Below are 23887 nucleotides of genomic sequence, written 5' to 3'. Positions count from 1 at the left end.
TGCACCGCGTGTTCATTCGAATCTCGTTTCCACCACGGTATTTTCGAGGATTACGGTGACCGCCGTCGTCATACGTGACGTCGTTCTCGTCATACCCAGATTGAAAGGAATGCTGTGACACGACCTGATGACACCAGGTTGACACTCGCGCACATCATGAGCGCGCACGACACGAATCTGATGGGCACGGTGCACGGTGGCGTCGTGATGAAACTCGTCGACGACGCGGCAGGGACAGTGTCCGCGCGCTACTCGGGCGGGCCGTCGGTGACAGCCATGATGGACGAGATGCACTTTCTCGCACCGGTGCATGTCGGCGACGTGCTGACGGTGAATGCCCAGGTCAATTGGGCCGGCCGATCCTCGATGGAGGTCGGGGTTCGCGTCGAGGCGACCCGATGGAACGAGATCACGGATCCGGTGCACGTGGCTACCGCATACCTGGTGATGGTCGCGGTCGACGGTGAGGGGACACCAAGGGTCGTGCCGGCACTGCACCCGCGCACTGTCGAGGAGGTGCGCCGTCACCGCGAAGCTCAGATCCGGCACGAGCAGCGAGTCGCCCGACGCGACGCCATCCGGGTATCCCGCGCCACCGAATCGGCAGCGACCGCTGAACAAGCAACCTCAACAGCCGCTGCAACTGTATGAGGGGCCTCTCGCCGACCGCGATGTTCGCCGGTAAGGCGGTTACAGGTGCCGCCGCGTCGAATATCGCGGAGGGTTTGGCAAGCGCACGTACAAGCGGGAAGGCGTGGTCGCCTCAGTCGTGATGACCGTGAGCGTGCTGACCGTGGGCGTCAGAGGAGCCGCTGCCCTCGGCGGCAAGGCAGTCCGCGCACGTTCCCAACAACGCCGCGTGCTGTATGTCGATCGTGAACCCCATCTCGTCGCGCAACTGATCGCGCAGTGGTTCCAGCGACCGCATCGGGGCATCGAAGAATCGCTCGCACGTCGTGCACTGCAGATGCGCGTGACTCACATGAGCAGCCGGCGATTCGCGCAGGTGATAGATCGTCGCCGAGCCCGGCACATGCGTGTGCGCCACCAGCCCCAGCTCGGTCAGCGACTGCAACGACCGATAGATCGTCGCCCGGTGCACACCCGGCTCAGCCCCAGCGACCCGAGCAGCGACATCCTCGGCGGTGAGGTGTTCGCGCGACTTGTCCAGCACTCCGAGCACAGCCCGACGAGCCGGTGTCACGCGCTCCCCCGCCTCACGCAACTGCTCCAAAGCTGCTGCTACTGCCGGCGTTTCGCCACTTCCCGCGCTCACGAGACACCCTGCTCGACTGCATCGGTCCGCAGCAGCGACCCCATCGCGGCTCGCAGTTTGGAGCTGATCGACGCCTGCGCGACACCGCATTCGCGCAGGTGCGCCGTGACACGCTCGAGGAAGTCCATGCCCCCGTGCGACAACTCGACCTCCATCTCGCGCCACGCCTGATCCAGTGACGAGTCGATGAGGTTGCGGGTCCACACGTAGTCCTCGCACACACTCGCCAACACCACGCCACGGCCCGACACCTCGCGTTCGACCCGCCGCGTCTCGACCTCGCACACCGGCTGCAGCTGCTCACCGGCCAGCACCTCCGTGAGCTGCCCCGCGAACCCCCGCGGCACGACCTCGCCGTCACCGAGCGCCCCCAGCGGCAACCACTGCTCGACGCGTGAATCCTCGTCACGCGGCAGCTTCAGATGCCAGCCCTCGTCGGTGCCGCCGGTGCGGCGTCGCAGCGTGATGCCGCGCCGGCCGAGACGCACGTCGGTCGTGTCGAAATACGTCGCCTGCAGGTGGTGGTGCTGCGCTTCACCGACCGCGTCGACACCGGGCCACTCCATAGCGTCTGGCGCCGGCCGCCCCTCGGGGAGGGTGAACTTCCGCTCGGTCTCCACGTGTGACTGCGGCATCCCGTCATCGGGTCGGAGGGCCGCGCGCCACCATGCGGCATACGTCTCGTCCACCGGCCCGAGCTGTATGGCGGTGATCTCCGGCACGTCGTACGAATGCAGCTCTCGCACCCGTTGCGCAAGCCCCGCGAAGTGCGCCGTCGACGTCTTGGCGGTCACCAGGATCTCGGTCGCGGTTTCGACGCGCCCCTGCCAGCGGTATGTCGAGCGCATCCCGGGCAGCTGCTGCACACAGGCCGCGAGGCGTTCGTGCACCAGCACCTGGGCGATCGAGTCGGCCTCCTGCGCGCTCGCAACGGCGATGCGCACCTCCAGCAGTTGCTCCGTCACGTCAGTCATTGTGACCCTTCGCACTGGGGAATGCGTCGAGATAGCTGCGCAGTGACACCGGCACCGGCAAGCCCGCCTCGGCGTCCGGCGACGCCTCCGACGAGCCACCAGTCGACTCGCTCGACGCAGGTCCCACGCTCGATGCCGCCAGCATCGCGTGCCCGATCGCCCGCGTCACGCAATCGCCCCCGACGTCAAGCAACTCGTGCAGCTGCATCGCGTCCGGCGCCGGGCGGCCACCGGTCGCGAGCGCGAAGACCGTGTCGCCGTCGAACATCGTGTGCACCGGACGGATGGCGCGCGCCATACCGTCGTGGCCGATGCCCGCGAGCTTCTGACATTGCGCCTTGTCCAAGGCGTGATCGGTGGCCACGACGGCCAGGGTCGTCGCCAGGCCGACACCCAACGAGGGCGGACGAGACTGCGCCAACTGCCGCGCAGCCGCCAGTTCGGAAGCCGACGGCCGCCGCAGGCCGTCGAATTCACCCGGCAGACCGAAGCGCGCGGCATACAGCTCGCCCGTCGCAGGATCGACACACGAACCGGCCGCGTTGACGACGACCAGCGCTGCCACGACCGCACCATCGGCAAGCACCGCGGACGCCGACCCGACTCCGCCCTTGAGTCCACCCGCTGCTGCACCGGCACCGGCCCCCGCGCAACCCTGAGCGGGTGCGTCCGCGGATGCTGCGGCATACGCACGACGACCGAAATCGGCATCCGGCCGGTTCGACGCCGACCCGCCACGCCCGAGGTCGAAGCACACCGCCGCGGGCACGATCGGCACGCGCACACCCGGTTGCACGGGCAACCCGACGCCGTCAGCTTCGAGCGCCGCCATCACCCCGCCTGCGGCATCCAGACCGTATGCCGAACCGCCTGTGAGCACGATGGCATGCACGCGCTGCACCAGGTTGCGCGGATCGAGCAGGTCGGTCTCGCGGGTGCCAGGGCCACCACCTCGCACGTCGACACCGGCCATCGCCCCGTCTGCCCACGGCAGCACGACCGTCGTGCCGGTCAGCCATCCGCCACCGACGCGATCGACATGCCCCACCCGGATCCCCGGCACGTCGACGATGGAGTTGGTCGGCCCAGGTCGCATCCCCCCACTGTGACACGCCGGTACGTGGACCGGGTTGCGCTGTTCTACCGGTCGGTAGCAGAATCAATGGTTACTGGTGAGTAATACCACGTACGTCGGTCCTCCCGTCGCGAGGATCCACGCATGCCGCACGGTCTTTCCTGGAGGAGCCATGTCCCACTACAAGAGCAACGTCCGCGATCTGGAGTTCAACCTGTTCGAACTCCTCGGCCGCGACGAGGTGCTCGGCAAGGGCCCGTATGACGAGGTCGACGTCGACACCGCCCGCGAGATGCTGAAGGAACTCGCGCGCCTGGCCGAAACCGACCTCGGCGAGAGCCTCATCGACAGCGACCGCACTCCGCCGGTCTACGACCCGCAGACCAAGAGCGTGCAGCTGCCCGAGGCCTTCAAGAAGTCCTACCAGGCGTATGTCGACTCCGGCTTCTACAACGTCGACCTGCCGGCCAAGATGGGCGGCACGGTCGTGCCGCCGTCGCTGAAGTGGGGCATGAACGAGCTGGTCCTCGGTGCGAACCCCGCCATCGGCATGTATGCCGCGACCTACTCTTTCGCCAAGCTGCTGGACGTGCTCGGCACCCCCGAGCAGCAGAAGCTCGCCGCGCTGGTCGCCGAGCACAGCTGGGGCGCGACCATGGTGCTCACCGAGCCCGACGCCGGCTCCGACGTCGGCGCAGGTCGCACCAAGGCGGTGCAGCAGCCCGACGGAACCTGGCACATCACCGGCGTGAAGCGCTTCATCACCTCCGCCGAGCAGGACATGACCGACAACATCGTCCACTTCGTCCTCGCGCGACCCGAGGGCGCCGGCCCGGGCACCAAGGGGCTGTCGCTGTTCGTCGTGCCGAAGTTCCACGTCGACCTCGAGACCGGTGAGCTCGGCGAGCGCAACGGTGCCTTCGTCACCAACGTCGAGCACAAGATGGGCCTGAAGGTCTCGACCACGTGCGAGGTCACCTTCGGCGACGGTATCCCGGCCGTCGGCACCCTGCTGGGCGATGAGCACAACGGCATCGCCCAGATGTTCAAGGTCATCGAGCATGCGCGAATGCTGGTGGGCACCAAGGCGATTGCGACTTTGTCGACCGGTTACCTCAATGCGCTCGACTACGCCAAGCAGCGCGTCCAGGGCGCCGACATGACCACCCCGGCCAAGGACGCGCCGCGTGTCACGATCACCCATCACCCGGATGTCCGCCGCAGCCTGATGCTGCAGAAGGCATATGCCGAGGGTCTGCGTTCGGTGATGCTGTTCACCGCCGCACAGCAGGACATCGTCGATGCGGAGTTCCTGCGTACCGGCGCCGAGCCCGAGCCGGGCACCCCGGCCGAGATGGCCGGCAAGCTCAACGATCTGCTGCTGCCGGTGGTGAAGGGTGTCGGCTCCGAGCGGGCCTGGGTGCTGCTGGGCACCGAGTCGCTGCAGACGCTGGGCGGCTCCGGCTTCCTGCAGGACTACCCGATCGAGCAGTACGTCCGCGACGCCAAGATCGACACGCTCTATGAAGGCACGACGGCGATCCAGGGACTCGACTTCTTCTTCCGCAAGATCGTCAAAGACCAGTTCGCCTCGCTGATGCACCTGGCCGGACTGATCCAGGAGACCGTCAAGGGCGGCGACGGCCACGACGGGCTGTCCACCGAGCGCGAGTTGCTCGGCACCGCAGTGGCCGACCTGCAGGGCATCGCCGAGTGGATGGCGACGACCTCGATGGCCGCGCTTGAGCCCGGCAAGCAGGACCAGGTCTATCGAGTGGGGCTCAACACCACGCGGTTCCTGCTCGCTGCCGGCGACGTGATCATCGGCTGGCTGTTGTTGCGCAGCGCCGAGATCGCGCAGGGCCACCTCACGGCCGGCGACGCCGGATCCGACGAGGCGTTCTACCAGGGCAAGGTCGCGGCCGCGAAGTTCTTCGCCGCCAACGTGCTGCCCCGCATCACCGCCGAACGCGCCATGGCTGAAGCCACCGACCTGTCCCTGATGGAACTGTCAGAGGACGCCTTCTGATCCGCGGCACTGATACGCCCTGAGCTGCGGGCAGAAGTTGCGGGTGGGCTCGGCACCGTCGGGTGCCGGGCCCACTTTTCTCATGCCGCTTGGTGAGTCACCGGACGACGTCGACGCGGTATGTCGCTGTGCGAGCGAACTCGGCTACCGCCAAGAAGTGCTCACTTGCAACCGCCTGCCGAGGTGCACGTGGTGGAGCCGCCGGCGGGCGACTGGTAGGTGGTCCCGTTGATCGTCGCCGTAGCTTGGCCAGCGGTGAAGATCACCGGGCCAACAAGGCATGTGTTTCCGATGGAGTAGTACGGGACGACAACCGAACCGCTGGCCGGAACCGACACTGGCCCCGCGTAGGTCGACATGTACTGGTAGTACGTAACACCAGCGATCACGGAGGTAACGGCGGTCTGCGTGGGCGTGGACCAAGAGGTATAGCCCGATTGTTCTGTAAACGCAAGGCCGCTCACGGATGCAAGGAACGTCCGGAAGATACCGCTGGCTGTGGCGGCAGCGGCGGTGTTGTTGGTGATGGTGACACCAGTGCCGGCGCTCGAACTCGTCCCGCCCGAAACCGCTCCGCCTGTGCCGTTCTGCACCAGTAAGGCCGTGCCTGTGCCACACGTGGTGCCATTACCCGAACCGGCAACTCCATACAGTGTTGACCGGGTTACCGCGAAGGGAACGGCTGACGCCGCCAGGGCAGGAGCTGCCGACCCCATGATCAGCACCGGCGTCGCCCACGCGGCGCCTTTGGCCAGCGTTCGACGACTGACGGCACCGGCCACGATGACTCCCCTGGGTTGTGCGCACGACAGCGACGCCCTCCGTCGCTGACGCCGACCGTCCGACAGGCTGTGGTGGCACAGCTGCGCTGAGTGGATGACCGGCCCCGCCATTCAGCCGGTGCAAGCTGCCAACACCCTGTGAATACGCACCATTTACCTCAAAGTCACCCCTAGGGGTGAGAGCCTCCCGGGCGACTGGCGATGGCTCGGGTTCTACGTTCAGTGGTCCGTTGCCCGTACGTGTCCCGATCGGCTCAGCCCTGGTTCTCCAGCACGACCGCCAGACCCTGCCCGACACCGATGCAGATGGCGGCGACGCCATACCGGCCGCCGGTCTTGCGCAGACCGCGCGCCAGGGTTCCGACGATGCGACCGCCGGAGGCTCCCAACGGATGGCCGATCGCGATCGCGCCTCCGTAGATGTTGACGATCTCGGGGTCGATGCCCCAGGCATCGATGCACGCGAGCGACTGCGCGGCGAAGGCTTCGTTGAGCTCGACCAGCGACACGTCGGACCAGGTGATACCAGCGCGCGCCAGAGCACGGTTCGCAGCCTCGACCGGTGCGTATCCGAAGAACTGCGGCTCGTTCGCTGCGGCGCCGCGACCGGCGATGCGCGCGAGTGGCTGCAGTTGGAGCGTCGCTGACGCGCCCTCAGAACCGAGCAGCACCGCCGACGCTCCGTCGTTGAGCGGCGACGCATTGCCGGCGGTGATGGTGCCGTTCTCCTTGCGGAAGGACGTCTTGAGACCGGCGAGGGCTTCGACCGTGCTCGTCGGGCGGATCGATTCGTCGCGCTCGAGGTCGACGCCCGGCACCCCCACGATCTGGTCGTCATAGAAGCCGTCGTCCCAGGCGGCTGCCGCGAGACGGTGCGATCGGGCGGCGAAGGCGTCCTGCCGCTCACGGCTGACGTCATATCTCTCGCGCAGTTGCTCGGTTGCCTCGCCGAGCGACACCGTCCACTCCGGCTGCATTCGCGCATTCACCAGGCGCCAACCGAGGGTGGTCGAGACGAGTTCGGAATTACCTGCTGCATAAGGCTTTTCGGGCTTGCGCATGACAAGCGGTGCACGCGTCATCGACTCGACACCACCGGCGACGATCACCTCTGCGTCACCAGTCTCGATCGAGCGTGAGCCGGCGATCACGGCATCCAGGCTGGATCCGCAGAGCCGGTTGATCGTCGAACCGGGCACGCTGACGGGCAGCCCGGCGAGGAGCACCGCCATACGTGCGACATTGCGGTTCTCCTCCCCTGCGCCATTGGCGTTGCCCAGCAGGACCTCGTCGACTGCGGCACCGTCGAGGCCGGGCGCGCGGCGCACCTGTTCGCCGACGACGAGCGCGGCCAGATCGTCGGGGCGGGTGGCGGCGAGGGCGCCGGCATATCTGCCGAAGGGTGTGCGGACGGCGTCGTAGACGTAGGCGGAGGTCATGTCGTGATCCTTTCAGGGGCGGCTGGTGGCCGGCGGCCGGATGTGGTCAGTCACCGGCGACCGCCAGGTCGGCCGTGATGGCGGCAGCGGTGGCGAGCAGGTGCGGGAGGATGCCCGGGATGGGGTCGTCGTCGCCGGCGAGTCCGATGGACGTCGAGACGTTGACGGCGGCGCAGACCCGGCCGACGCGATCGCGGATGGGCGCGGCGACCGACCGCAGACCCAACTCGAGCTCTTGGTCGACGACGGCATAGCCGTCATTCCGTACCTGCTGCAGCACCGGCATGAGCTCGGCGCGGCTGGTGAGGGTGCGGGCGGTCATCGGCACGAGATCCACGTGTTGCCAGTAACTTTCGAGCCCAGGGCCGTCCAGGTGGGCGAGCAGCACTCGGCCCATCGACGTCGCGTATGCCGGGAATCTCGTGCCGACGGTGATCCGCACGTGCATGATCCGGCGAGTGGCAGCACGGGCGACATACACGACGTCGGGGCCGTCGAGCACCGACGCCGAGGTCGACTCGCCGACCTCGGTCGACAGAGCCTTGAGGTGCGGCTCGGCGATGTCCGGCAGGCGCAGCCCGGACAGATAGGCGAAGCCGAGGTTGAGCACGCGCGGCGTCAGCGCGAACAGCCGCCCGTCGGTGCGCACGTAGCCGAGCGCGATGAGGGTGTGCAAGAACCTGCGCACCGCGGCGCGGTTGATGCCGGTGCGGTGCGACACCTCGGCCAGAGTCAGTTCGGGGTGGTCGGCGTCGAAGGCCGCGATCACCGCCAGTCCGCGTTCCAGCGACTGCACGTATGGCGCAGCGCGCTCGTCCTCGCCGGTCACTCAGCCTCCTCGCACCGTGGTGTCGGCAGCCCCGGTGAGATCACGGATCGGCAGGCCGATCACCTCGCGCAGTTCGTCGACCGTCGTGCCGAAGGTCTCGCGCACCGCCAGCCCGTCGGCGCCAACCGAAAAGATCGCACGCTCGGTGTACACCGCACTGACACAACCGATTCCGGTCAATGGGTAGGTGCACTCGTCGACGATCTTGCTGACGCCGTCCTTGGTCATCAGGGTCATCATGACGAAGGTCTGCCGGGCGCCGATGGCGAGGTCCATTGCCCCACCGACGGCCGGAATCGCGTCCGGCGCACCGGAGCTCCAGTTGGCCAGATCGCCGGTCACCGAGACCTGGTACGCACCGAGCACGCAGATGTCGAGATGCCCGCCACGCATCATCGCGAACGAGTCGGCGTGGTGGAAATACGACGCACCGAGCAGTTCGGTGACCGGCACCTTGCCCGCGTTGATCAGATCGAGGTCGATGTCGTCGCCCGTGGCCTCCGGGCCCATACCGAGCATGCCGTTCTCGGTGTGCAGCGTGACACCGCTGTCGGCGTCGAGGTGGTTGGCGACCGTCGTCGGTTGCCCGATGCCGAGATTGACGTAGGCGCCGTGCGGGATGTCGCGCGCGACGCGGGCCGCGATCTCGTCCTTGCTGAGGTAACCGGTCATGACGTCTGTTCCTCCCCGGTTGCGGTCGCTGCCGGCACGACGATCCGATCGACGAAAATGCCTGGAGTCACGACGCTTTCAGGGTCCAGGGACCCGGTGGCGACGATCTCGTCGACCTGCGCGATGGTGACCGTGGCGGCCATTGCCATCAGCGGGCCGAAGTTGCGGGCCGTCTTGCGGTAGACGAGATTGCCGACCTGGTCGGCACGCAACGCCTTGATGAGCGCGACGTCGGCATGGATCGGCTGTTCGAACACGTAGCCGCGACCGTCGATCTGCCGCGTCTCCTTACCTTCGGCGAGCTGGGTGCCATAGCCGGTGGGAGTGAAAAAACCACCGATTCCGGCGCCGGCAGCGCGGATCCGCTCGGCCAGGTTGCCCTGTGGCACCAGTTCGAGCTCGATGCGCCCGGCGCGGAACTCACGGTCGAAGTGCCAGGAGTCGCTCTGCCGCGGGAACGAGCAGATGATCCTGCGGACCCGGCGTCGCTCGATGAGCGCGGCGAGCCCGACGTCACCGTTGCCGGCGTTGTTGTTGACGACGGTGAGGTCGGTGGCGCCGCGGCGGATGAGCGCGTCGATGAGCTCGACCGGCTGACCCGCGGCGCCGAAGCCACCGATCATCACGGTCGCGCCGTCGGCGATGTCACTCACTGCCTCGTCGACGTCAGTCAGCTGCTGGGTCTGCATCGGTCGCCTCCTCATCGGTGTCGAGCGGACGGTGGTCGAGCGGTGGTATGTCGAGCGCCGCGTTGGCCAACGCGAAGGCGTGATTGGCCGCGGGCACACCGCAGTAGATCGCCGACTGCAGAATGACTTCCTGAATCTCGTTGGCTGTCAGCCCGTTTCGCACAGCGGCGCGCACGTGCATGGTGAATTCGTCCCAGTGGCCGCCGGCGATGAGCGCTGTCATCGTGATCATGCTGCGAGAGCGCCTGTCCAGACCGGGCCTGTTCCAGATCTCGCCCCACGCGTAGCGGGTGATGAGTGCCTGGAAGTCGCTGGTGAAGGAGGTCGTCGCTGCCGCGGCGCGGTCGACATGGTCGGGGCCGAGCACCTGACGACGCACCGCCATACCGCTGGTGTGCAGGTCGTCCGGAGCGATTCCGCCGGCGGCGAATTCGCCGATCAGCGCTGCCACGTCGGATGGTGCTTCGATCACTGCCAGATGGGCGACGCCGGGCAGCACCCGCACCCGCCCGTCCTTGACACCCCAGGCGATCTCGCCGGCTTTCGCCGGTGGCGTCGCGACGTCCTCTTCACCTCCGATGGCGAGCACCGGCAACGTGATCGCGCCCAGTCGGCCACGCACGTCGAAGTCGGCGAGGGCACCGCACGCGTGGGCATAGCTGCCGTCGTCGACCTCTGCGAGGTGGTGCAGCATCGTCGACACGACATCCGAGCGGCGGCTGACGAAATCGGGGGTGAACCAGCGGCCGGCACTTTGCGAGATGAGTGCCGAGGTGCCTGCGCGGTGGACCAGGTCAGCACGTGTCCGCCAGGAGTCGCGGTCACCGAAGCGCGCGGCGCTGCACACCGTGACCAGGCCGTGCAGCAGCGCCGGCCGGTCGAGCGCCAGTTGCAGACCGACCGCTCCACCGATGGAATCACCGGCGTACCAGGCCTTTTCGTCACCGAACGAGTGCACGTATGCCGCAGCGACCGCTTCGGCGAGCTCTGCCATGGTGAACGCACCGGCCGACGCCGGTGACGCTCCATGGCCGGGCAGATCCCAGCCGACCACTTGGAAGGTGTCGGCCAGTTGGGCGGCGCACTCCGACCAGAGAGTGGTCACGGCGGTGCCGATCGACGGGCCCACGAGAAGGATGGGCGCATCAGCTGCCGGACTGGCCGCGAGCTGGGTCAGTCTGATGGTCTCGGTCATGAATTCTCCCAGTCGTGCACGGCCTGATCGACCAGCGCAGTTGCATTGCCGAGATAGGTCGTCGGATCGTGCGGCGTCTGCCCGTCGCGCCGGATCGCGGCCTGTTCGGCGAGCGCACCGGGCATCGCGGCAGTGAGATTGCGCTTTGCGGCGCGTTCGTCGATGACCAGGCCGGACGCGAGTTCGGCGGTGATCGAAGCGGCGGCGACCGCTCCGATCAGCAGCTGTTGCAGCGGCGCCCACTCGGCCTGCCATGCGCCGTCGGAGCGCTCGTCCGCAGCGAGTCCGGCGGTAGTGACGACGGTCGACAGATCAGCAGGCGACTGCAGCGCGATTGCTCGAAGCTGCACGGACAGAACGGGATTCACCTTTTGTGGCATCGTCGACGAACCACCACGGCCGGGCATGACCGGCTCGTCGGCTTCGGCGACCTCGGCACGCGACAGGGTCAGCACGTCTACCGCGATATGACCACAGGCAGCGGTCGTCTGTGCCAACACGGCGGCCAGACGTGTCACCGGCAGGCGCATCGTGTGCCATGGCGGTCGGGGCGCTAGCTCGAGCAGTTCGGCCCAGCGCGTCGCAGCCGCGACGGGATCGATGCCCAGCTCGACCAATGCCGCCGACGTCCCGACAGCGCCGCCGCATTGCACCGGCAGCTCCAGCCGTGACAGGTCGTGGTCGGCCTCACGAATGCCGTTGAGCCACGTTGCGATTCGCATGCCCCACGTCGTCGGCAGTGCCGGCTGACCGAGGGTGCGGGCCAGTGCCGGAGTGGTGCGATAGCGGGTTGCGTGCCGTGCCAGCGAGTCGCCGGCGGTGCGCAGATCACGACGTATGGCGACCAGCGCCTCGCGCGCGAGCACTAGCAGCGCGGTGTCGAGCACGTCCTGGCTGGTCAGCCCGCGGTGCACCCACCACGCCTGCTCCTCACCGGCCGCGTCGGTCAGGCTCGAACGCAGCTGAGACACGAGACCGATCACCGGGTTGGCGCCCTGGTGTGCCTGTTCACCTGCACTGGACCAGTCGATCTGCTTGTCGCTGAACGATTCCCACGCCTGGCGGGCGTCCGCGGTGACGCCGACGGGTGCTGTGCCGAAGTGCTCGAGCACGTCGAGCCAGGCGACCTCAGAGGTCACCACCGCTTCGACGAGAGCCACGTCGTCAAGGCCGCCCGCCCGCACCCGCCACGGTTGCAGCAGAATGCTCACGCGATGTCGGCGTGCCGGGGGAACTGCAGAAAGACCGTCTCGCCGGCACCCTGCAGGTGCACGTCGAAGCGCAGGCTCGATGGGCCGTCCTGCTCGGCGATGAGAGTGGCTCGCCGCTCAGGTTCGAGCGCGGCGAGCACCTCGTCGCTGTCGTGCAGCGCGGCATCCTGCGGCAGGTAGCACCGGGTGAACAGCCGGTCGAGCAGGCCGCGAGCGAAGACCGTGACGGCGAAGAACCGCGGCGCCTCCGCAGCGACCGGCCCCGGCAACAGCGTCGTGAACGAGTAGTGACCGGCCGGGTCGGTGCCACAGCGACCCCACCCGGTGAAGGTGTGACCGTCGCGGTGCAGTGAACCCGCCACCACGGGGATGGCTCCGTCGGCGTCGGCCTGGCGGATTTCGAGCAGAGCATCCGGCAGCGGGTGACCGGCACCGTCATACACCACGCCGTGCAGTCTGATCGCGTTCGCAGAACCCGGGGGCACGAGTTGCGAATCCCCTTCGTAACACAGGCCGAACGAGAAGAACGGCCCGACGGTCTGAGCCGGGGTCGGGAGCAGTTTGTCAGGCATCCTGGTCATCCTCTCGCCAGGTGGCGTGGCTGCCGGTCAGGACGATGTCCCATCGGTAGCCGAGCAGCCACTCGTGCTCGGACAGGTCGTGGTCATAGGTGGCGACGAGCCGGTCGCGGTCGCCTTGATCCGGGATCGCCTGGTAGATCGGGTCGAGCGCGAAGAGCGGGTCGCCGGGGAAATACATCTGGGTGACGAGGCGCTGGGTGAAATCCGTGCCGAACAGCGAGAAGTGGATGTGCGCGGGTCGCCACGCGTTGCGGTGATTGCGCCACGGGTAGGGGCCGGGCTTGATCGTCACGAAGCGGTAGCTGCCGTCGTCGTCGGTCAGGCAGCGTCCGACGCCGGTGAAGGCGGGGTCGATGGGCGCGGGGTGCTGGTCGCGCTTGTGCACATAGCGTCCGGCGGCATTCGCCTGCCAGATCTCGACGAGCTGGCGGCGAACCGGCCGACCGTCTCCGTCGAGCACACGGCCGGTGACGACCATCCGCTCGCCGATCGGCTCGCCGTCGCGCTGGATCGTCAGGTCGGCCTCGAGCGGGTCGACCTCGCCCTGGCCGAACACCGGCGCGACGAGTTCGACACCATCAGGATCGGCGTGGCGCAGGTCCTTGGTCGGGTGACGCAGCAACGACGAGCGGTATGGCGCGAAGTCGAGCAGCACGCCGCGGTGACCGGCGGCAGCGGTGTGGGCAGCGCCGATCTCGGCGGTGATGGTGGTTTGGCTGCTGGCATCCGGCGCAGCCGGGGAGAGCTTCGTGGTCATTCGGGGAACCCCTTTCGCACATCGCACGCTAGACCCGTTTGTGCGCTATGCGCAAGGGTGTGCGCTATGCGCACGTTCAATAGGCGAAGTCAGCCTGTCACCCTCGTGCAGGCCGATACCGGGTCAGCCGCTCCGGCGAGATGAGGCGGGATCAGGCAGCAGGCAGATCAGGCCTGTGCCGTGGCCGGGCGCAGCGCGGCGATCCGGTTGATCGCGAACTCGTACCCCTGCACTCCACAGCCGACGATCACCCCGGCAGCGATGTCGGATATGAAGGAATGGTGCCGAAACTCTTCTCGCGCATGGACATTCGAGATGTGCACCTCCATCACCGGTGCATCGATCATCACCAGCGCGTCACGGATGGCGACCGAGGTGTGGGTGTACCCGGCCGCATTGATGACGACGCCTCGCGCGAAAGGTCGGACCCGGTGCAGCTCTTCGACGATGGCGCCTTCGCGGTTGGACTGGAAGCACTCGACGTCAAAGCCGAGCGTGTCAGCGGTGGCGCGACAGAGGGCTTCGACGTCGGCGAGGGTCTCGGCGCCGTAGATCAAGGGTTCGCGCTGACCGAGGAGGTTCAGGTTGGGACCGTTGATGATCGAGATGGTGGGGCGCGTCATACAGCACATTGTGCCGCGTGCACTCTCCCGCGCCATTCTTTGAGGATCCGGGCAGGATGCTCCCAGACTGTGCGGCCACGCTGACGGGAGTTAGGTAAGGCATACCGAAAGTAGATTGGTCACATGGCTCTCGCCCACGACATCGCGGACACCCAGGCGCCGCTTCCCCCTCGCAACCGGCGGCGGATGCTGACGCTGACGCTGCTGGCCATCTGGGGCCCAGGCCTGATCGTGATGCTCGCGGACACCGACGCGGGATGCCTGATCACCGCAGCCCAGTCAGGCGCGCAGTGGGGCTACTCGATGGTGCTGCCGCAGGTGGTGCTGATCCCGATCCTCTACATGGCGCAGGAGATCACCGTGCGCCTGGGCATCGTCACCGGCAAGGGTCACGGTGCGCTCATCCGCGAGTACTTCGGACCGCGGTGGGCGTGGTTGTCGGGATCGACCTTGTTCATATCGGCGATCGGCGCGCTGCTGACCGAGTTCGTCGGAGTCGCCGGAGTGGGCGAACTCTTCGGCGTCTCGAAGTGGATCACTGTGCCGGTCGCGACGGCCTTCCTCATCGGCATCGCGATGACCCGTAGCTATCGACGCGTCGAGCGGATCGGTATCGCGGTGGGGCTGGCCGAGCTCGCATTCATCCCGGCGATGATCCTGGCGCATCCGAAGATGCACGACTTGTTGAAGGGCCTGCACACGGTGCCGCTCGGGCACAGCTCCTATGTATTCCTGCTCGCGGCGAATGTCGGCGCCGTGATCATGCCGTGGATGATCTTTTATCAGCAGAGCGCTGTGGTCGACAAGGGTCTGAAGAAGTCGGCAATCCGCGCCGCGCGACGTGACACTGCGGTGGGCAGCGTGCTCACGCAGGGCATCATGATCGTGGTCATCATCGCCTTTGCGGCGACGGTCTACGCCTCGGGTCACGGCTCGATGTCGCTCAACACCGTCGGCCAGTTGGCGGGTGGGCTTGCGCCATACATCGGGTCGACGGAGGCCAAGGTGATGGTCGGCGCGGCGATTCTCGGTGGAGCGCTCGTGGCGGCACTGGTGGTCTCGCTTGCCGGCTCGTGGGGTCTGGCGGAGGTGATCGGCTGGAAGCACAGTCTGAATGCGCCGATCAGCCGGCAGAACTGGAAGTTCTACTTCGTCTACGCGATGTCGCACATCGTCGGTGCGGCGCTGGTGCTCGCCAGCTTCAACCTCGTGCGACTGGCTGTCGACGTCGAGGTGATGAACGCACTGATGCTGCCTCTGGTGCTGGGCTTCCTGCTGCTGCTGGAGGCGAAGGCGCTGCCGTCGGAGTTCCGGATGCGGGGGGCTTATCGCTTCATCAACACCGGGCTGTGCCTGGTCGTGATCGTGTTCGGGCTCTACATGATCCCGCAGACGCTCGGCTGGTAAACCAGCGCAGAAGCCTTACGCCGCCCGGCGGTCACAGCCGGGCCCGGGCTCTCAGGGACGGCCATGCGGTCCGGCCAAGCAACTCATCGATAGCAACAACCGCGTCCAGTTGCCACGTCAGTGATATTTGCGCCAGACCTGTCCTGAAGTCGTCGACACTCTTCACTGCGCCAAGCACCGGCCCTGGTGGAAATGCGAGCGCGGTGCCATGTAAAGCGATGTCAGCGATCGTGCTGGCTTCGTCATAGAACCGCTCTTCCTCTTCCTCGACCAGTTGTTGAATGACCTTCCTCGTACGGCGCCTCGATTTGCACACGAACGTCACCGCAGAATCTCCGACCAGAGGTGAGAAATCAGGCATCGACGTCGTGTGAAAAATGCCATTGCTGTCGACCCACATGTCAGACTCCCTACGATTTGCCGCTCCGACGTCGCTACCCAGAAATTGAACAATACGGGTTATTTCTAGTAATGCCCGGATCGCCAAAAGATGAGTGCTCGAGACGAAGTAAAAATGACGGTCGGTATGGACGAGATGATGATCATCGAAAATATTCTGATCCAAGAGATGAGTCCGAACGACAGTGGTCGAAGCCTTATGTCATTCGAACTTACTGGCTCAAGCGAACCCATCGTCACTACCGCAGCTTGCAGACCTGATCGCCCAGGCGTCTGCCTGCTCGGCGGGAAGCTTCGGTGGCTTGAAGCAGAGGGATTCTCTGTCTGGATGACCGGATTCGGGGCCATGTGCATGCAGGCTCACGGCGACCAATAGATGGTGACCACCCAGCCGGAGACGGTCGTCATACCTGCCGCCATGCGCCGTGACCGACGTCCGCGCAGTGCACCGAGGCCGTGCAGGACGACAGCGTCGGCTGCAGCAGTCCTAGAGATGTCATCAGGTCGTGTCGGCTCGTAGTCCGGACTCGATTGCGAACACAATCAGCTGCCCACGATCACGCGCACCCAGCTTTACCATCGCCCGGCTCACGTGAGTGCGGACGGTCTCCGGGCTGATGACCAAGATCTCGGCGATTTCGGCGTTCGAGCGACCAGTCGCCACCCAACCGACGAGTTCTCGTTCACGATCGGTGAGTTCACCGAGCCGAGGGTGCGGCTTGGCGACACGACGCCGCGAACCGAACTCTTCGATCACCCGCCGTGTCACGCTCGGGGCCAGCAGCGAGCCACCATTTGCCACGATCTTGATCGCATCCAGGATCCGCTCGGGCTCGGCGTCCTTGAGCAGGAATCCGCTTGCGCCGAGCCGCAGCGACTCGAAGACGTACTCGTCGAGTTCAAAGGTTGTCAGCATCACCAAGCGAATGTCGGCGAGGTCGGGGTCGGATGAAACGTGTTGGAGAAGGTCGAGTCCGTCCAGCACAGGCATCCGGATGTCGCACAAGACAACGTCAGGGTGGACAGTCCGAAACATCTCGAGGGCCTCGCGGCCGTTTCCGGCCTCGCCCACCAACTCCAGCTCGTGCTCAGTCGCGATGATCGTTGCCAGACCCGTCCGGACCAGCGGCAAGTCATCGACGAGTGCGACACGAATGGTCATTCTCACTCTCCCACCGGTATGACGGCGCGCACCTCGAAGCCTGCCGTATGCCGATCCGCAGCCAACCGACCACCGAGAACGGCGACCCGGGATCGCATGCCGGAAATGCCGTGCCCGCTGCGGATCTCGCTGTTGACAGCAACACGTCCGTCGTCTTTGACAACGACGACAAGATCGTTGCCGTCTCGCTGCACGCTCACATCGGCGTAACTGGCAGCAGCATGCCGCAACACATTTGTCAGGCTCTCCTGCACAACGGCGTAGGCCGCGTGCTCAACAGGCAGCGGCACCGCCGGGCCGGGCGCCAACTCGAGTCGGACATCGAGACCGCCGGAGCGAACCCGTGCCACCAATTCGTCGAGATCGGCCAGTCCGGGCGAAGGCCGTCTCGGCGCACGTTCCGATCCGGCGAAGCGGTCGAGTTCACTGCGCAACTGCTCCAACGACTCGCGGCTGGTGTCGCGGATCGCCGTCAGACTGGCACGTGCGGCTGCCGGGTCACGATCGAAGACGTACAACGCCGCGCCGGCCTGCATCGCGATGAGTGCAAGCCCGTGACCGACCCCGTCGTGAAGTTCCATGGCCATCCGGATCCGTTCCTCGGCAGCGAGGCTGTGATTGCGCTCCGTCAGCGCGAGCCGTCGAGCGTTGACCGAAGCTGCGATTGCCCAGGCCGCCACAGCCAAGGCTGCGAGACCGATGCACTGCCACAGCATGTGCCCATCGGCATGGTGCAACGGGCCGCGGGAAACCAGTCCGGCGACACCGGCCGCAACGGCGACGCCTGTCCAATCCCAAGACCGGCGCGTAGAAGTGAGCGCGACGACGAAAGCCACCGCGGGAATCGCCAGGAACACAGGCCCGTCGGCATAGCCAGCCGCGAAATATAACGCTGTCACAGCTCCGCTGCCTATGAGCGCGGTCGGCGCCGGCATGCTCACCAGCACAGGCACGGTCGCCAGACCCGAGAGCACCACCCCGAACCACACGGGCCACGGCGTGGACGTGTTGCGCTGCGCACCGAAGGTACCGACCATCATCGCGAGCAAAAGGACAACACCGATGGCACGCAGCGGTCCGGCCGCACGAATGCCGATCGGCTCAAAGGCGCCCATCGTTCGAGATTAATCCCCGGCGCCGGCCGTCCGCGTCAGTCCTTGGTCTGACCTTTCCTACGCAATTCTGCGTAGGGCGATGCCGCTTCCTGCGGGATGCCCACGGCACCGGGATGGGCGACGGTTGAGGTTCTTTGAACAATCACGGACATCAAGGAGTTCTCACATGCCTCGCCTCACCCGCATCACGCTCGCCGGACTCGGCGTCGGCATCGTCGGTCTGCTCATCCAGTGGATCGCCGACCCCAGCAAGTTCGACGGCGCGAACAAGACGTTCGGGCTTCCCTTTCCGCCCGGCATCCTGTTCCTCGTCGCGTTCGGCGCGGCCACCGCACTGACCCTCCGATGGTGGTGGCACCCGATTCCGTCCGCTTTCATCGCATTCTGGATTGTCGGTGTCGGTGGAATCGCCGGCGAATTGACGCCGAATCTCACGTCGTCAAACCTGGGTACGGTGCTGGGGAACGTCGTGATGAGCGTCGGCCTCATCGCCACGTTCTGCGCCGGAATAATCGGGGCCGCACGTGGCCGCCGTGCTCGGCGAACCGACGTTCACCTGTCGTCGCCATCTGGTCGGGCGTGACGAGACGCCGCCAGTCGGCGCGGCACTTTCAATACGCGCTCGCTGTGGCTTGCTTCTTCCAGGTCGCGCACCCGAGCGGCCAGAAGCATGGTGACAGTGATGAAGCCGACGATGCGCCGCCGATCATGACGGTCGACCACGGGCATCCGGTCCACAGCGTGCTCGGCCATGCGAGCGACGACGACGCGCAGGATTTCATCCGGATCGGCGACCACCACGTCGGTCAGTGCCAACTCACCGACGGCGACATCGTCTCGCTTCTCGTTCGCAGCGGACTCCAACTGGGTCCGGGTGACGACCCCCGTCATACAACCCGCTTGGTCGACGACGGGGTACAGCATCTGCCGCCGATACAGAACGGTCTGCGGGTCCGTGCCCGACACCTGGGCCAGTGCGTCGCCGGCGGGCACATCGCCGGTGAAGGTCAACGGGCCTTCGACCATGACCTCCCCGACGAAAAGAATCTCCATCGGATCGACGTCGTACTCCCGGGACAAGTGATAGCCGCGGCGGGCGATCTTCTCGGTGAGAACGGATCGTCTGAGCAACAGGACCGACACTGCGTATGCCGTCGACGCCCCGATCAGCAGAGGAAGTAGGGCACCCCACCGGTGCGTCAACTCGAGTGCGAAGACCACGCCCGTCATCGGTGAGCGCATGACACCGCCCAGCACACCGGCGAGCGCGACGAGCGCCCAGAAGCCCGGCCCAACGGCCGGAAAGATGTGCGCCTCGAGAGTGCCGAGTGCGCCACCGATCATGAACATCGGGGCAAGGACGCCACCCGATGTTCCCGAACCCAGCGACAGCGACCAGATCAGGGTCTTGACGACAAGTATCCCGACGACCAGGCCCAGACCGATGGAGCCGTCCAGTTCCATCCCGATGATGTTGTAGCCGACACCGAGCGCTTGCGGAACGATCAGACCACCGACACCGATGATCAACCCGCCGATCGCGGGCCACCACATCCAGTGGATGGGCAGCCGGTGGAACAGGTCCTCCGCCGCATAGACGAGCACGGTGGCCACGATCGCCAAGAGTCCGGCGCAGATCCCCGACACAACGCACAACGCGTAGGTTCCGAGATCGATGTGCAAGCTGCCCGTCACGGGGAACAGCGGACCGGACCCGAGCATCGGATGGCGCACGATCGTCGCCACGGCCACTGCCGCGGCCACCGGGACGTAACTGCGCGGCCGCCATTCGAAGAGCAACAACTCGACGGCGAGCATGAGCGCCGCGAACGGGGTGTTGAACGTCGCGGCCATCCCTGCCGCCGCGCCTGCCACCAGCAGTGTCTTGCGCTCGTCGGCGGTCATCTTCAGGAACTGCGCGAACAAGGACCCGATCGCACCTCCGGTCATGATGATCGGTCCTTCGGCGCCAAACGGGCCACCGGTGCCGATGGCGACGGCAGCCGACACGGGCTTGAGCACGGCGACGCGCGGCTGCACCTTGCTGCCGCCGAGCAGAATCGCCTCGATCGCCTCGGGCATCCCGTGACCGCGGATCTTCTCCGAACCGAACCGCGCCATCAGCCCGACGACGAGACCACCGATCACCGGCGCCAGCAACAGAACGGCCGGATTGTGGTGCCCGACTCCCGGGGCAACGAGTCGTGTGTCGAGGCGGTCGTAGAACACGACGTTCGTGATCAACCCGATCAACCGCAGCAGGGTCCACGCGACAACCGCGCTCACCGCTCCGACCGGCAGCGCAAGCGCGGTGATCGTGATCATGCGAGGAGTCGCCGTGAAGTCGCCCAGTTGGCTCACGTCGCGAATGGAGGTCTGCGCACCAAGAGGCTCACCGGAAGTCATCTCGGCATCGCCTTCACGGAGGACGTCGGTAATAAATGTCGTGACACGATATGTCAGTGTAGATCACGGTGAGAGCGGAAGGGCAGGGCAACGGTGATGTCGACGTCGGACGAATCAGACGCGAAGGTGAGCCCACGACACGTGAGCGACGGTGATTACGCCAAGCTGTTGGCGATTCGGACCGCGCTGCGCGGGTTCGAACAATGGAGCGCGGACCGCGCGACCGAGCAGGGAATCACCGCTCGGCAGCATCAACTGCTGCTCGCGATCCGCGGGCATGCCGGCGACACGGCGCCGACAGTTCAGGACGTGGCCAACTACCTGTTCATTCAGCACCACTCGGCGGTCGAACTGATCGACCGCGCGGTGCGCTCCGGACTGGTGCGACGCACGACCGATCAGCAGGATCACCGCGTCGTTCGACTCGTCGTGTCACCGCAGGGCCAAGACATCCTGGAAGGGCTCAGCGGCAGCCACCTGCTCGAACTCGCCCAGTTGGCATCACTGTTCGAGGTGCTGCACGACGTGTCGGATGCACCTGCCCGCGACGAACGCTGATTCCGCGGTGCATCCGGTGCCGCGACCTGGATCTACAAATCCCGATCGTTCAAGGCTCAATGCCGGGGTGGTAACGCGGTCACCCTCCTCACACCCCGCGCAGATCCAGATCGAGCCGGTCGGCAGCACCCTCGGCCAGCTCCACCGGGATGCCCCAATCCTGTTGATACAGATGACAGGCCGCGTGCTCAGGCAACTCGCCGGTCACCGGGTCCCCGTCGCACGCCGCCGCGCGCACCGAGATGTGCAGCACGCCGTCGGCGATGACCGGATTCAGCCGCAGCGTGCGTTGCAGCCCGGTCGCGGTGCCGGCTCCGTCGAGCAACAGATGCTCAGGTGTCGCCGACACCATCAACTGTGTGGGATCGCCATACCGGTAGTCGAGCTTTTGACCGGTCGGCGGCTCGAACGCGATCGCCAGCTCGACCTCACCCGCCTGCAGCTGCGTCGCGGGACGCTGCGTCTGATGTGCCAATCCCGAAACCCGTTGAGCATCAGCAGGTATGGCGATCCGCGTCACCCGGTGAGCGGCCGACTCGACCACCAGCAGCCGCGCGGCGCCATCGTCGAGTTCGACGAGCACATCGCTGGGTTCAGCGAGATCCGTTGCGAGAGTGCTGATCTCGTGCGCGACCGGGTCGTATCGCCGGATCGCGCCGTTGTAGGTGTCGGCGATCGCCACCGAACCGTCCGGCAGTTCCGTCACACCCAACGGGTGCTGCAGCAGCGCCTCGGATGCTGGGCCGTCGACATGGCCGAAGTCGAAGAGACCGCGACCGGCATACGTCTCGAGCTCGAAACCGTTGTCGGTCAACGTGATCGAGCGCACGGCCGAGGTCTCGGAGTCCGCGATCAACACCCGCGATCCGTCGGCAGACGTGCTGAGCCCCGACGGCTGAGCGAGCCATGCCTCATCGGCGACACCGTCGCGCAGACCCTCCGCGCTGGTGCCTGCCAGCACCGCGACCGTGTTGTCCGCCCGATCCGTCGCCAGGTGCAGCGCCCACAACTGGTGCGTGCCGGCCATCGCGATGACCACCCGATCGATCCACCACGCAAGATCCCACGGCGTCGACAACGCCTGCCGCAACGCGGGACCACTGCCGGATCGCTCGCGCAGCTGCTCACCGGTGCCGGCCAGCACGCCGATCTGCCCGTCCGACAATCGAATTGACGCGATCCGGTGGTTCACGCTGTCGGCGACAACGACGTCGTATCCGACTCGCGCCGCGACATCGGCCGGCAGCACGAGTACCCCCTGCGGCTCGTTGAAGACCTCGCGCCCGCCGAAACGCGCGCGCTCGGTGACCAGGTCTCGTTCAAGGTGCACCACCTGGTGATGGGCGGTGTCGGATACCAGATAGCTGCCATCACCGACAGCCGCGATCTTGCCGGGAAACCGCAGCGCCGTTTCCGGGGCGGGCGGTGCGATATACGGCCCGTCGCCGGAGCGCAACGTCCCCTTGGCCCGGTGCTCCACCAACAGCTCGCGCACCAGCACGCTCAACCCGTGCGCGTGCCCCTCCCCGGACATCTGCGCCACGACGTAGCCCTCCGGATCGATCACCACCAGCGTCGGCCAGGCCCGCGCGGCATACGCCTGCCAGGTCACCAGATCGGGGTCGTCGAGCACGGGGTGGTGCACGGCGTACCGCTCGACGGCCGCCTCGAGCGCGGCGCGATCGGCCTCGTGCTCGAACTTGGGTGAATGGACGCCGACCAGCACCAGCTCATCGGCGAATTCGCGCTCCAGCGGCCGGAGTTCGTCCAGCACGTGCAGACAGTTGACGCAGCAGAAGGTCCAGAAGTCCAGCACCACGACCTTGCCCCGCAGATCCGGCAGCGACACCGTCTCGCCACCGGTGTTGAGCCAGCCGCGACCGATCAGCTCGGGCGCACGCACCCGGATCCGTGTGCTCGTCATGGTGGCCACAACACCACACGACGCGCACGTATGCCGGGGCCGGTCGTCATACCTGCTGCCGTGCGCCGTGACCGACGTCCGCGCAGTGCACCGAGGCCGCCCCGGACGACAGGCGAGATCGGGATGCGGCCCGTCACGACAGGGCTCTACCGTGTCCGGATGGCGCACTACCTGTCCTTCGTCGCGTTCGCCGCGGTGCTCGCGATCGCTCCCGGCCCGGACACCCTGCTGACCCTGCGCAGCACTCTGCTCGGTGGCCGCGAGCGCGGCAAGTGGACCGTGCTCGGCATCTGCATCGCCGGAGCGACCCAGGGCATGGTCGCGGCCTCGGGCCTTGGCGCCTTGCTGGTCAGCGCCGAGTCGGTCTTCCTGGTGCTGCGGTGGGTGGGTGCGGCATACCTGGCGTATCTCGGCGTCATGGCGATCCGTGCTGCGATCAAGGCGCCGAACGAACTCACCGCTCCCCCGGCACAATTGCGCGCCGGCGGCCGCTGGTCGGCGACGCGGCAGGGGTTCCTGTGCAACATCACCAATCCGAAGGTGCTGGCCTTCAATCTGGCGGTGCTGCCGCAGTTCGTCGGCACGCACGCATCGTTCGCGACCCTGTCGGTCTACGCCCTCACGCTGACTGCGGTCGGTGCCGTCGTGCTTGTCTCGCTGTTGTGGGCGGCCGGTGCAGCCGCCCGCGCGTTGCAGAAGGTGCGGGTGCGCCGCGGCATCGAGGGTGCGACCGGGCTGGTCATGCTCGGCTTCGCGGGCGCTCTCATCGCCGACGCCGGCTGAC

25 protein-coding genes are annotated in these 23887 nt (G+C 66.6%); 6 read left to right on the top strand and 19 right to left on the bottom strand.

The genetic code is table 11. The features are described from left to right. Window positions 1-114 precede the first annotated feature (114 nt). Window positions 115-651, top strand: coding sequence for an acyl-CoA thioesterase (locus tag BKA23_RS00675; RefSeq protein ID WP_211841554.1), 537 nt, complete (start codon window positions 115-117; stop codon window positions 649-651). A 112-nt stretch (window positions 652-763) separates the two neighbouring features. On the opposite strand, the gene BKA23_RS00670 is transcribed toward BKA23_RS00675, so the two are convergent. The 3 genes from BKA23_RS00670 to BKA23_RS00660 are packed head-to-tail and all read right to left on the bottom strand — an operon-like array spanning window position 764 to window position 3346. Beyond that, entirely contained in the window at window positions 764-1276 is a 513-nt protein-coding gene (locus BKA23_RS00670) for a Fur family transcriptional regulator (protein ID WP_246104387.1), read from the bottom strand. Continuing rightward, window positions 1273-2250 carry a divalent cation tolerance protein CutA gene (cutA, locus tag BKA23_RS00665; protein WP_145224586.1) on the bottom strand — a complete coding sequence of 326 codons (978 nt, stop codon included), beginning with the start codon at window positions 2248-2250 and terminating at the stop codon, window positions 1273-1275. Before cutA ends, BKA23_RS00670 begins: the two co-directional genes overlap by 4 nt. Beyond that, window positions 2243-3346, bottom strand: a complete 1104-nt coding sequence (locus tag BKA23_RS00660) for a P1 family peptidase (protein ID WP_145224584.1) — start codon at window positions 3344-3346, stop codon at window positions 2243-2245. Before BKA23_RS00660 ends, cutA begins: the two co-directional genes overlap by 8 nt. Before the next feature lie 151 nt (window positions 3347-3497). On the opposite strand from BKA23_RS00660, the gene BKA23_RS00655 reads away from it, so the two are divergent. Then, the gene (locus tag BKA23_RS00655; RefSeq protein WP_145224582.1) at window positions 3498-5354 is read left to right on the top strand and encodes an acyl-CoA dehydrogenase; all 1857 of its coding nucleotides are present in this window, start codon (window positions 3498-3500) and stop codon (window positions 5352-5354) included. A 161-nt stretch (window positions 5355-5515) separates the two neighbouring features. Here BKA23_RS00655 and BKA23_RS00650 read toward each other — a convergent pair whose 3' ends face one another. From BKA23_RS00650 to aroQ, 10 genes are all read right to left on the bottom strand, one after another. Then, a complete protein-coding gene (locus BKA23_RS00650; protein WP_145224579.1) occupies window positions 5516-6136 on the bottom strand; it encodes a hypothetical protein in 621 nt (206 codons plus the stop codon). Window positions 6137-6390: 254 nt separating this feature from the next. Further along, window positions 6391-7575, bottom strand: a complete 1185-nt coding sequence (locus BKA23_RS00645) for a thiolase family protein (protein WP_145224577.1) — start codon at window positions 7573-7575, stop codon at window positions 6391-6393. 46 nt (window positions 7576-7621) lie between these two features. Beyond that, window positions 7622-8404 carry an IclR family transcriptional regulator domain-containing protein gene (locus BKA23_RS00640; protein ID WP_246104386.1) on the bottom strand — a complete coding sequence of 261 codons (783 nt, stop codon included), beginning with the start codon at window positions 8402-8404 and terminating at the stop codon, window positions 7622-7624. Next, window positions 8405-9076: a 3-oxoacid CoA-transferase subunit B gene (locus tag BKA23_RS00635; RefSeq protein WP_145224575.1), complete on the bottom strand. Its 672-nt coding sequence runs from the start codon at window positions 9074-9076 to the stop codon at window positions 8405-8407. Further along, window positions 9073-9765: a 3-oxoacid CoA-transferase subunit A gene (locus BKA23_RS00630; protein ID WP_145224572.1), complete on the bottom strand. Its 693-nt coding sequence runs from the start codon at window positions 9763-9765 to the stop codon at window positions 9073-9075. Before BKA23_RS00630 ends, BKA23_RS00635 begins: the two co-directional genes overlap by 4 nt. Next, complete coding sequence (pcaDC, locus tag BKA23_RS18285) at window positions 9743-10960, bottom strand: bifunctional 3-oxoadipate enol-lactonase/4-carboxymuconolactone decarboxylase PcaDC (RefSeq protein WP_145224571.1); 1218 nt, start codon at window positions 10958-10960, stop codon at window positions 9743-9745. Before pcaDC ends, BKA23_RS00630 begins: the two co-directional genes overlap by 23 nt. Beyond that, window positions 10957-12171 carry a lyase family protein gene (locus BKA23_RS00620; RefSeq protein WP_170226311.1) on the bottom strand — a complete coding sequence of 405 codons (1215 nt, stop codon included), beginning with the start codon at window positions 12169-12171 and terminating at the stop codon, window positions 10957-10959. Before BKA23_RS00620 ends, pcaDC begins: the two co-directional genes overlap by 4 nt. Beyond that, window positions 12168-12743 carry a protocatechuate 3,4-dioxygenase subunit alpha gene (gene pcaG, locus BKA23_RS00615; RefSeq protein ID WP_145224567.1) on the bottom strand — a complete coding sequence of 192 codons (576 nt, stop codon included), beginning with the start codon at window positions 12741-12743 and terminating at the stop codon, window positions 12168-12170. The genes BKA23_RS00620 and pcaG overlap by 4 nt, the downstream gene beginning before the upstream one ends. After that, window positions 12736-13509 (bottom strand): protocatechuate 3,4-dioxygenase subunit beta, encoded by a 774-nt coding sequence (gene pcaH / locus BKA23_RS00610; protein ID WP_145224565.1) that lies wholly within the window; start codon window positions 13507-13509, stop codon window positions 12736-12738. Before pcaH ends, pcaG begins: the two co-directional genes overlap by 8 nt. Before the next feature lie 167 nt (window positions 13510-13676). Next, on the bottom strand, window positions 13677-14132 hold the full coding sequence (aroQ, locus tag BKA23_RS00605) for a type II 3-dehydroquinate dehydratase (protein WP_145224563.1): 456 nt from the start codon (window positions 14130-14132) through the stop codon (window positions 13677-13679). A 123-nt stretch (window positions 14133-14255) separates the two neighbouring features. On the opposite strand from aroQ, the gene BKA23_RS00600 reads away from it, so the two are divergent. Further along, a complete protein-coding gene (locus tag BKA23_RS00600) occupies window positions 14256-15539 on the top strand; it encodes an NRAMP family divalent metal transporter (protein WP_145224561.1) in 1284 nt (427 codons plus the stop codon). A 31-nt stretch (window positions 15540-15570) separates the two neighbouring features. On the opposite strand, the gene BKA23_RS00595 is transcribed toward BKA23_RS00600, so the two are convergent. From BKA23_RS00595 to BKA23_RS00585, 3 genes are all read right to left on the bottom strand, one after another. Next, window positions 15571-16104, bottom strand: a complete 534-nt coding sequence (locus BKA23_RS00595; protein ID WP_145224559.1) for a hypothetical protein — start codon at window positions 16102-16104, stop codon at window positions 15571-15573. Between the two features lie 333 nt (window positions 16105-16437). Beyond that, entirely contained in the window at window positions 16438-17100 is a 663-nt protein-coding gene (locus BKA23_RS00590) for a response regulator (RefSeq protein ID WP_145224557.1), read from the bottom strand. A gap of 2 nt (window positions 17101-17102) precedes the next feature. Then, complete coding sequence (locus BKA23_RS00585; protein ID WP_145224555.1) at window positions 17103-18215, bottom strand: sensor histidine kinase; 1113 nt, start codon at window positions 18213-18215, stop codon at window positions 17103-17105. A gap of 166 nt (window positions 18216-18381) precedes the next feature. Here BKA23_RS00585 and BKA23_RS00580 point away from each other — a divergent pair, with 166 nt between their 5' ends. Next, on the top strand, window positions 18382-18798 hold the full coding sequence (locus BKA23_RS00580; protein WP_211841553.1) for a hypothetical protein: 417 nt from the start codon (window positions 18382-18384) through the stop codon (window positions 18796-18798). Here BKA23_RS00580 and BKA23_RS00575 read toward each other — a convergent pair. Continuing rightward, complete coding sequence (locus tag BKA23_RS00575) at window positions 18768-20621, bottom strand: chloride channel protein (RefSeq protein WP_211841552.1); 1854 nt, start codon at window positions 20619-20621, stop codon at window positions 18768-18770. The genes BKA23_RS00580 and BKA23_RS00575 overlap by 31 nt on opposite strands. A 141-nt stretch (window positions 20622-20762) precedes the next feature. On the opposite strand from BKA23_RS00575, the gene BKA23_RS00570 reads away from it, so the two are divergent. Beyond that, on the top strand, window positions 20763-21179 hold the full coding sequence (locus BKA23_RS00570) for a MarR family winged helix-turn-helix transcriptional regulator (protein ID WP_211841551.1): 417 nt from the start codon (window positions 20763-20765) through the stop codon (window positions 21177-21179). Between the two features lie 88 nt (window positions 21180-21267). On the opposite strand, the gene BKA23_RS00565 is transcribed toward BKA23_RS00570, so the two are convergent. Next, on the bottom strand, window positions 21268-23103 hold the full coding sequence (locus BKA23_RS00565) for an NHL domain-containing thioredoxin family protein (RefSeq protein WP_145224551.1): 1836 nt from the start codon (window positions 23101-23103) through the stop codon (window positions 21268-21270). Then, on the bottom strand, window positions 23100-23240 hold the full coding sequence (locus BKA23_RS17560; RefSeq protein ID WP_170226310.1) for a hypothetical protein: 141 nt from the start codon (window positions 23238-23240) through the stop codon (window positions 23100-23102). The genes BKA23_RS00565 and BKA23_RS17560 overlap by 4 nt, the downstream gene beginning before the upstream one ends. Window positions 23241-23262: 22 nt before the next feature. Between BKA23_RS17560 and BKA23_RS00560 the strand changes: the two genes are divergently transcribed. After that, entirely contained in the window at window positions 23263-23886 is a 624-nt protein-coding gene (locus BKA23_RS00560; RefSeq protein WP_145224549.1) for a LysE family translocator, read from the top strand. The last annotated feature ends 1 nt before the right edge of the window (window position 23887 follow it).

Origin of the sequence: Rudaeicoccus suwonensis (genome assembly GCF_007829035.1) — a bacterium.
Taxonomy (GTDB): Bacteria; Actinomycetota; Actinomycetes; order Actinomycetales; family Dermatophilaceae; genus Rudaeicoccus; species Rudaeicoccus suwonensis.
Note: the sequence above shows the minus strand (reverse complement) of the source record. Positions and strands in the feature narration are given on the sequence as shown.

What these genes read in the sequence shown, in the direction of transcription:
- cutA (WP_145224586.1), bottom strand. Translation starts at nt 2,250, where the DNA reads ATGACTGACGTGACGGAGCAACTGCTGGAGGTGCGCATCGCCGTTGCG.
- BKA23_RS00660 (WP_145224584.1), bottom strand. Translation starts at nt 3,346, where the DNA reads ATGCGACCTGGGCCGACCAACTCCATCGTCGACGTGCCGGGGATCCGG.
- BKA23_RS00655 (WP_145224582.1), top strand. Translation starts at nt 3,498, where the DNA reads ATGTCCCACTACAAGAGCAACGTCCGCGATCTGGAGTTCAACCTGTTC.
- BKA23_RS00645 (WP_145224577.1), bottom strand. Translation starts at nt 7,575, where the DNA reads ATGACCTCCGCCTACGTCTACGACGCCGTCCGCACACCCTTCGGCAGA.
- BKA23_RS00635 (WP_145224575.1), bottom strand. Translation starts at nt 9,076, where the DNA reads ATGACCGGTTACCTCAGCAAGGACGAGATCGCGGCCCGCGTCGCGCGC.
- BKA23_RS00630 (WP_145224572.1), bottom strand. Translation starts at nt 9,765, where the DNA reads ATGCAGACCCAGCAGCTGACTGACGTCGACGAGGCAGTGAGTGACATC.
- pcaDC (WP_145224571.1), bottom strand. Translation starts at nt 10,960, where the DNA reads ATGACCGAGACCATCAGACTGACCCAGCTCGCGGCCAGTCCGGCAGCT.
- pcaG (WP_145224567.1), bottom strand. Translation starts at nt 12,743, where the DNA reads ATGCCTGACAAACTGCTCCCGACCCCGGCTCAGACCGTCGGGCCGTTC.
- pcaH (WP_145224565.1), bottom strand. Translation starts at nt 13,509, where the DNA reads ATGACCACGAAGCTCTCCCCGGCTGCGCCGGATGCCAGCAGCCAAACC.
- aroQ (WP_145224563.1), bottom strand. Translation starts at nt 14,132, where the DNA reads ATGACGCGCCCCACCATCTCGATCATCAACGGTCCCAACCTGAACCTC.
- BKA23_RS00600 (WP_145224561.1), top strand. Translation starts at nt 14,256, where the DNA reads ATGGCTCTCGCCCACGACATCGCGGACACCCAGGCGCCGCTTCCCCCT.
- BKA23_RS00590 (WP_145224557.1), bottom strand. Translation starts at nt 17,100, where the DNA reads ATGACCATTCGTGTCGCACTCGTCGATGACTTGCCGCTGGTCCGGACG.
- BKA23_RS00585 (WP_145224555.1), bottom strand. Translation starts at nt 18,215, where the DNA reads ATGGGCGCCTTTGAGCCGATCGGCATTCGTGCGGCCGGACCGCTGCGT.
- BKA23_RS00580 (WP_211841553.1), top strand. Translation starts at nt 18,382, where the DNA reads ATGCCTCGCCTCACCCGCATCACGCTCGCCGGACTCGGCGTCGGCATC.
- BKA23_RS00575 (WP_211841552.1), bottom strand. Translation starts at nt 20,621, where the DNA reads ATGACTTCCGGTGAGCCTCTTGGTGCGCAGACCTCCATTCGCGACGTG.
- BKA23_RS00565 (WP_145224551.1), bottom strand. Translation starts at nt 23,103, where the DNA reads ATGACGAGCACACGGATCCGGGTGCGTGCGCCCGAGCTGATCGGTCGC.
- BKA23_RS00560 (WP_145224549.1), top strand. Translation starts at nt 23,263, where the DNA reads ATGGCGCACTACCTGTCCTTCGTCGCGTTCGCCGCGGTGCTCGCGATC.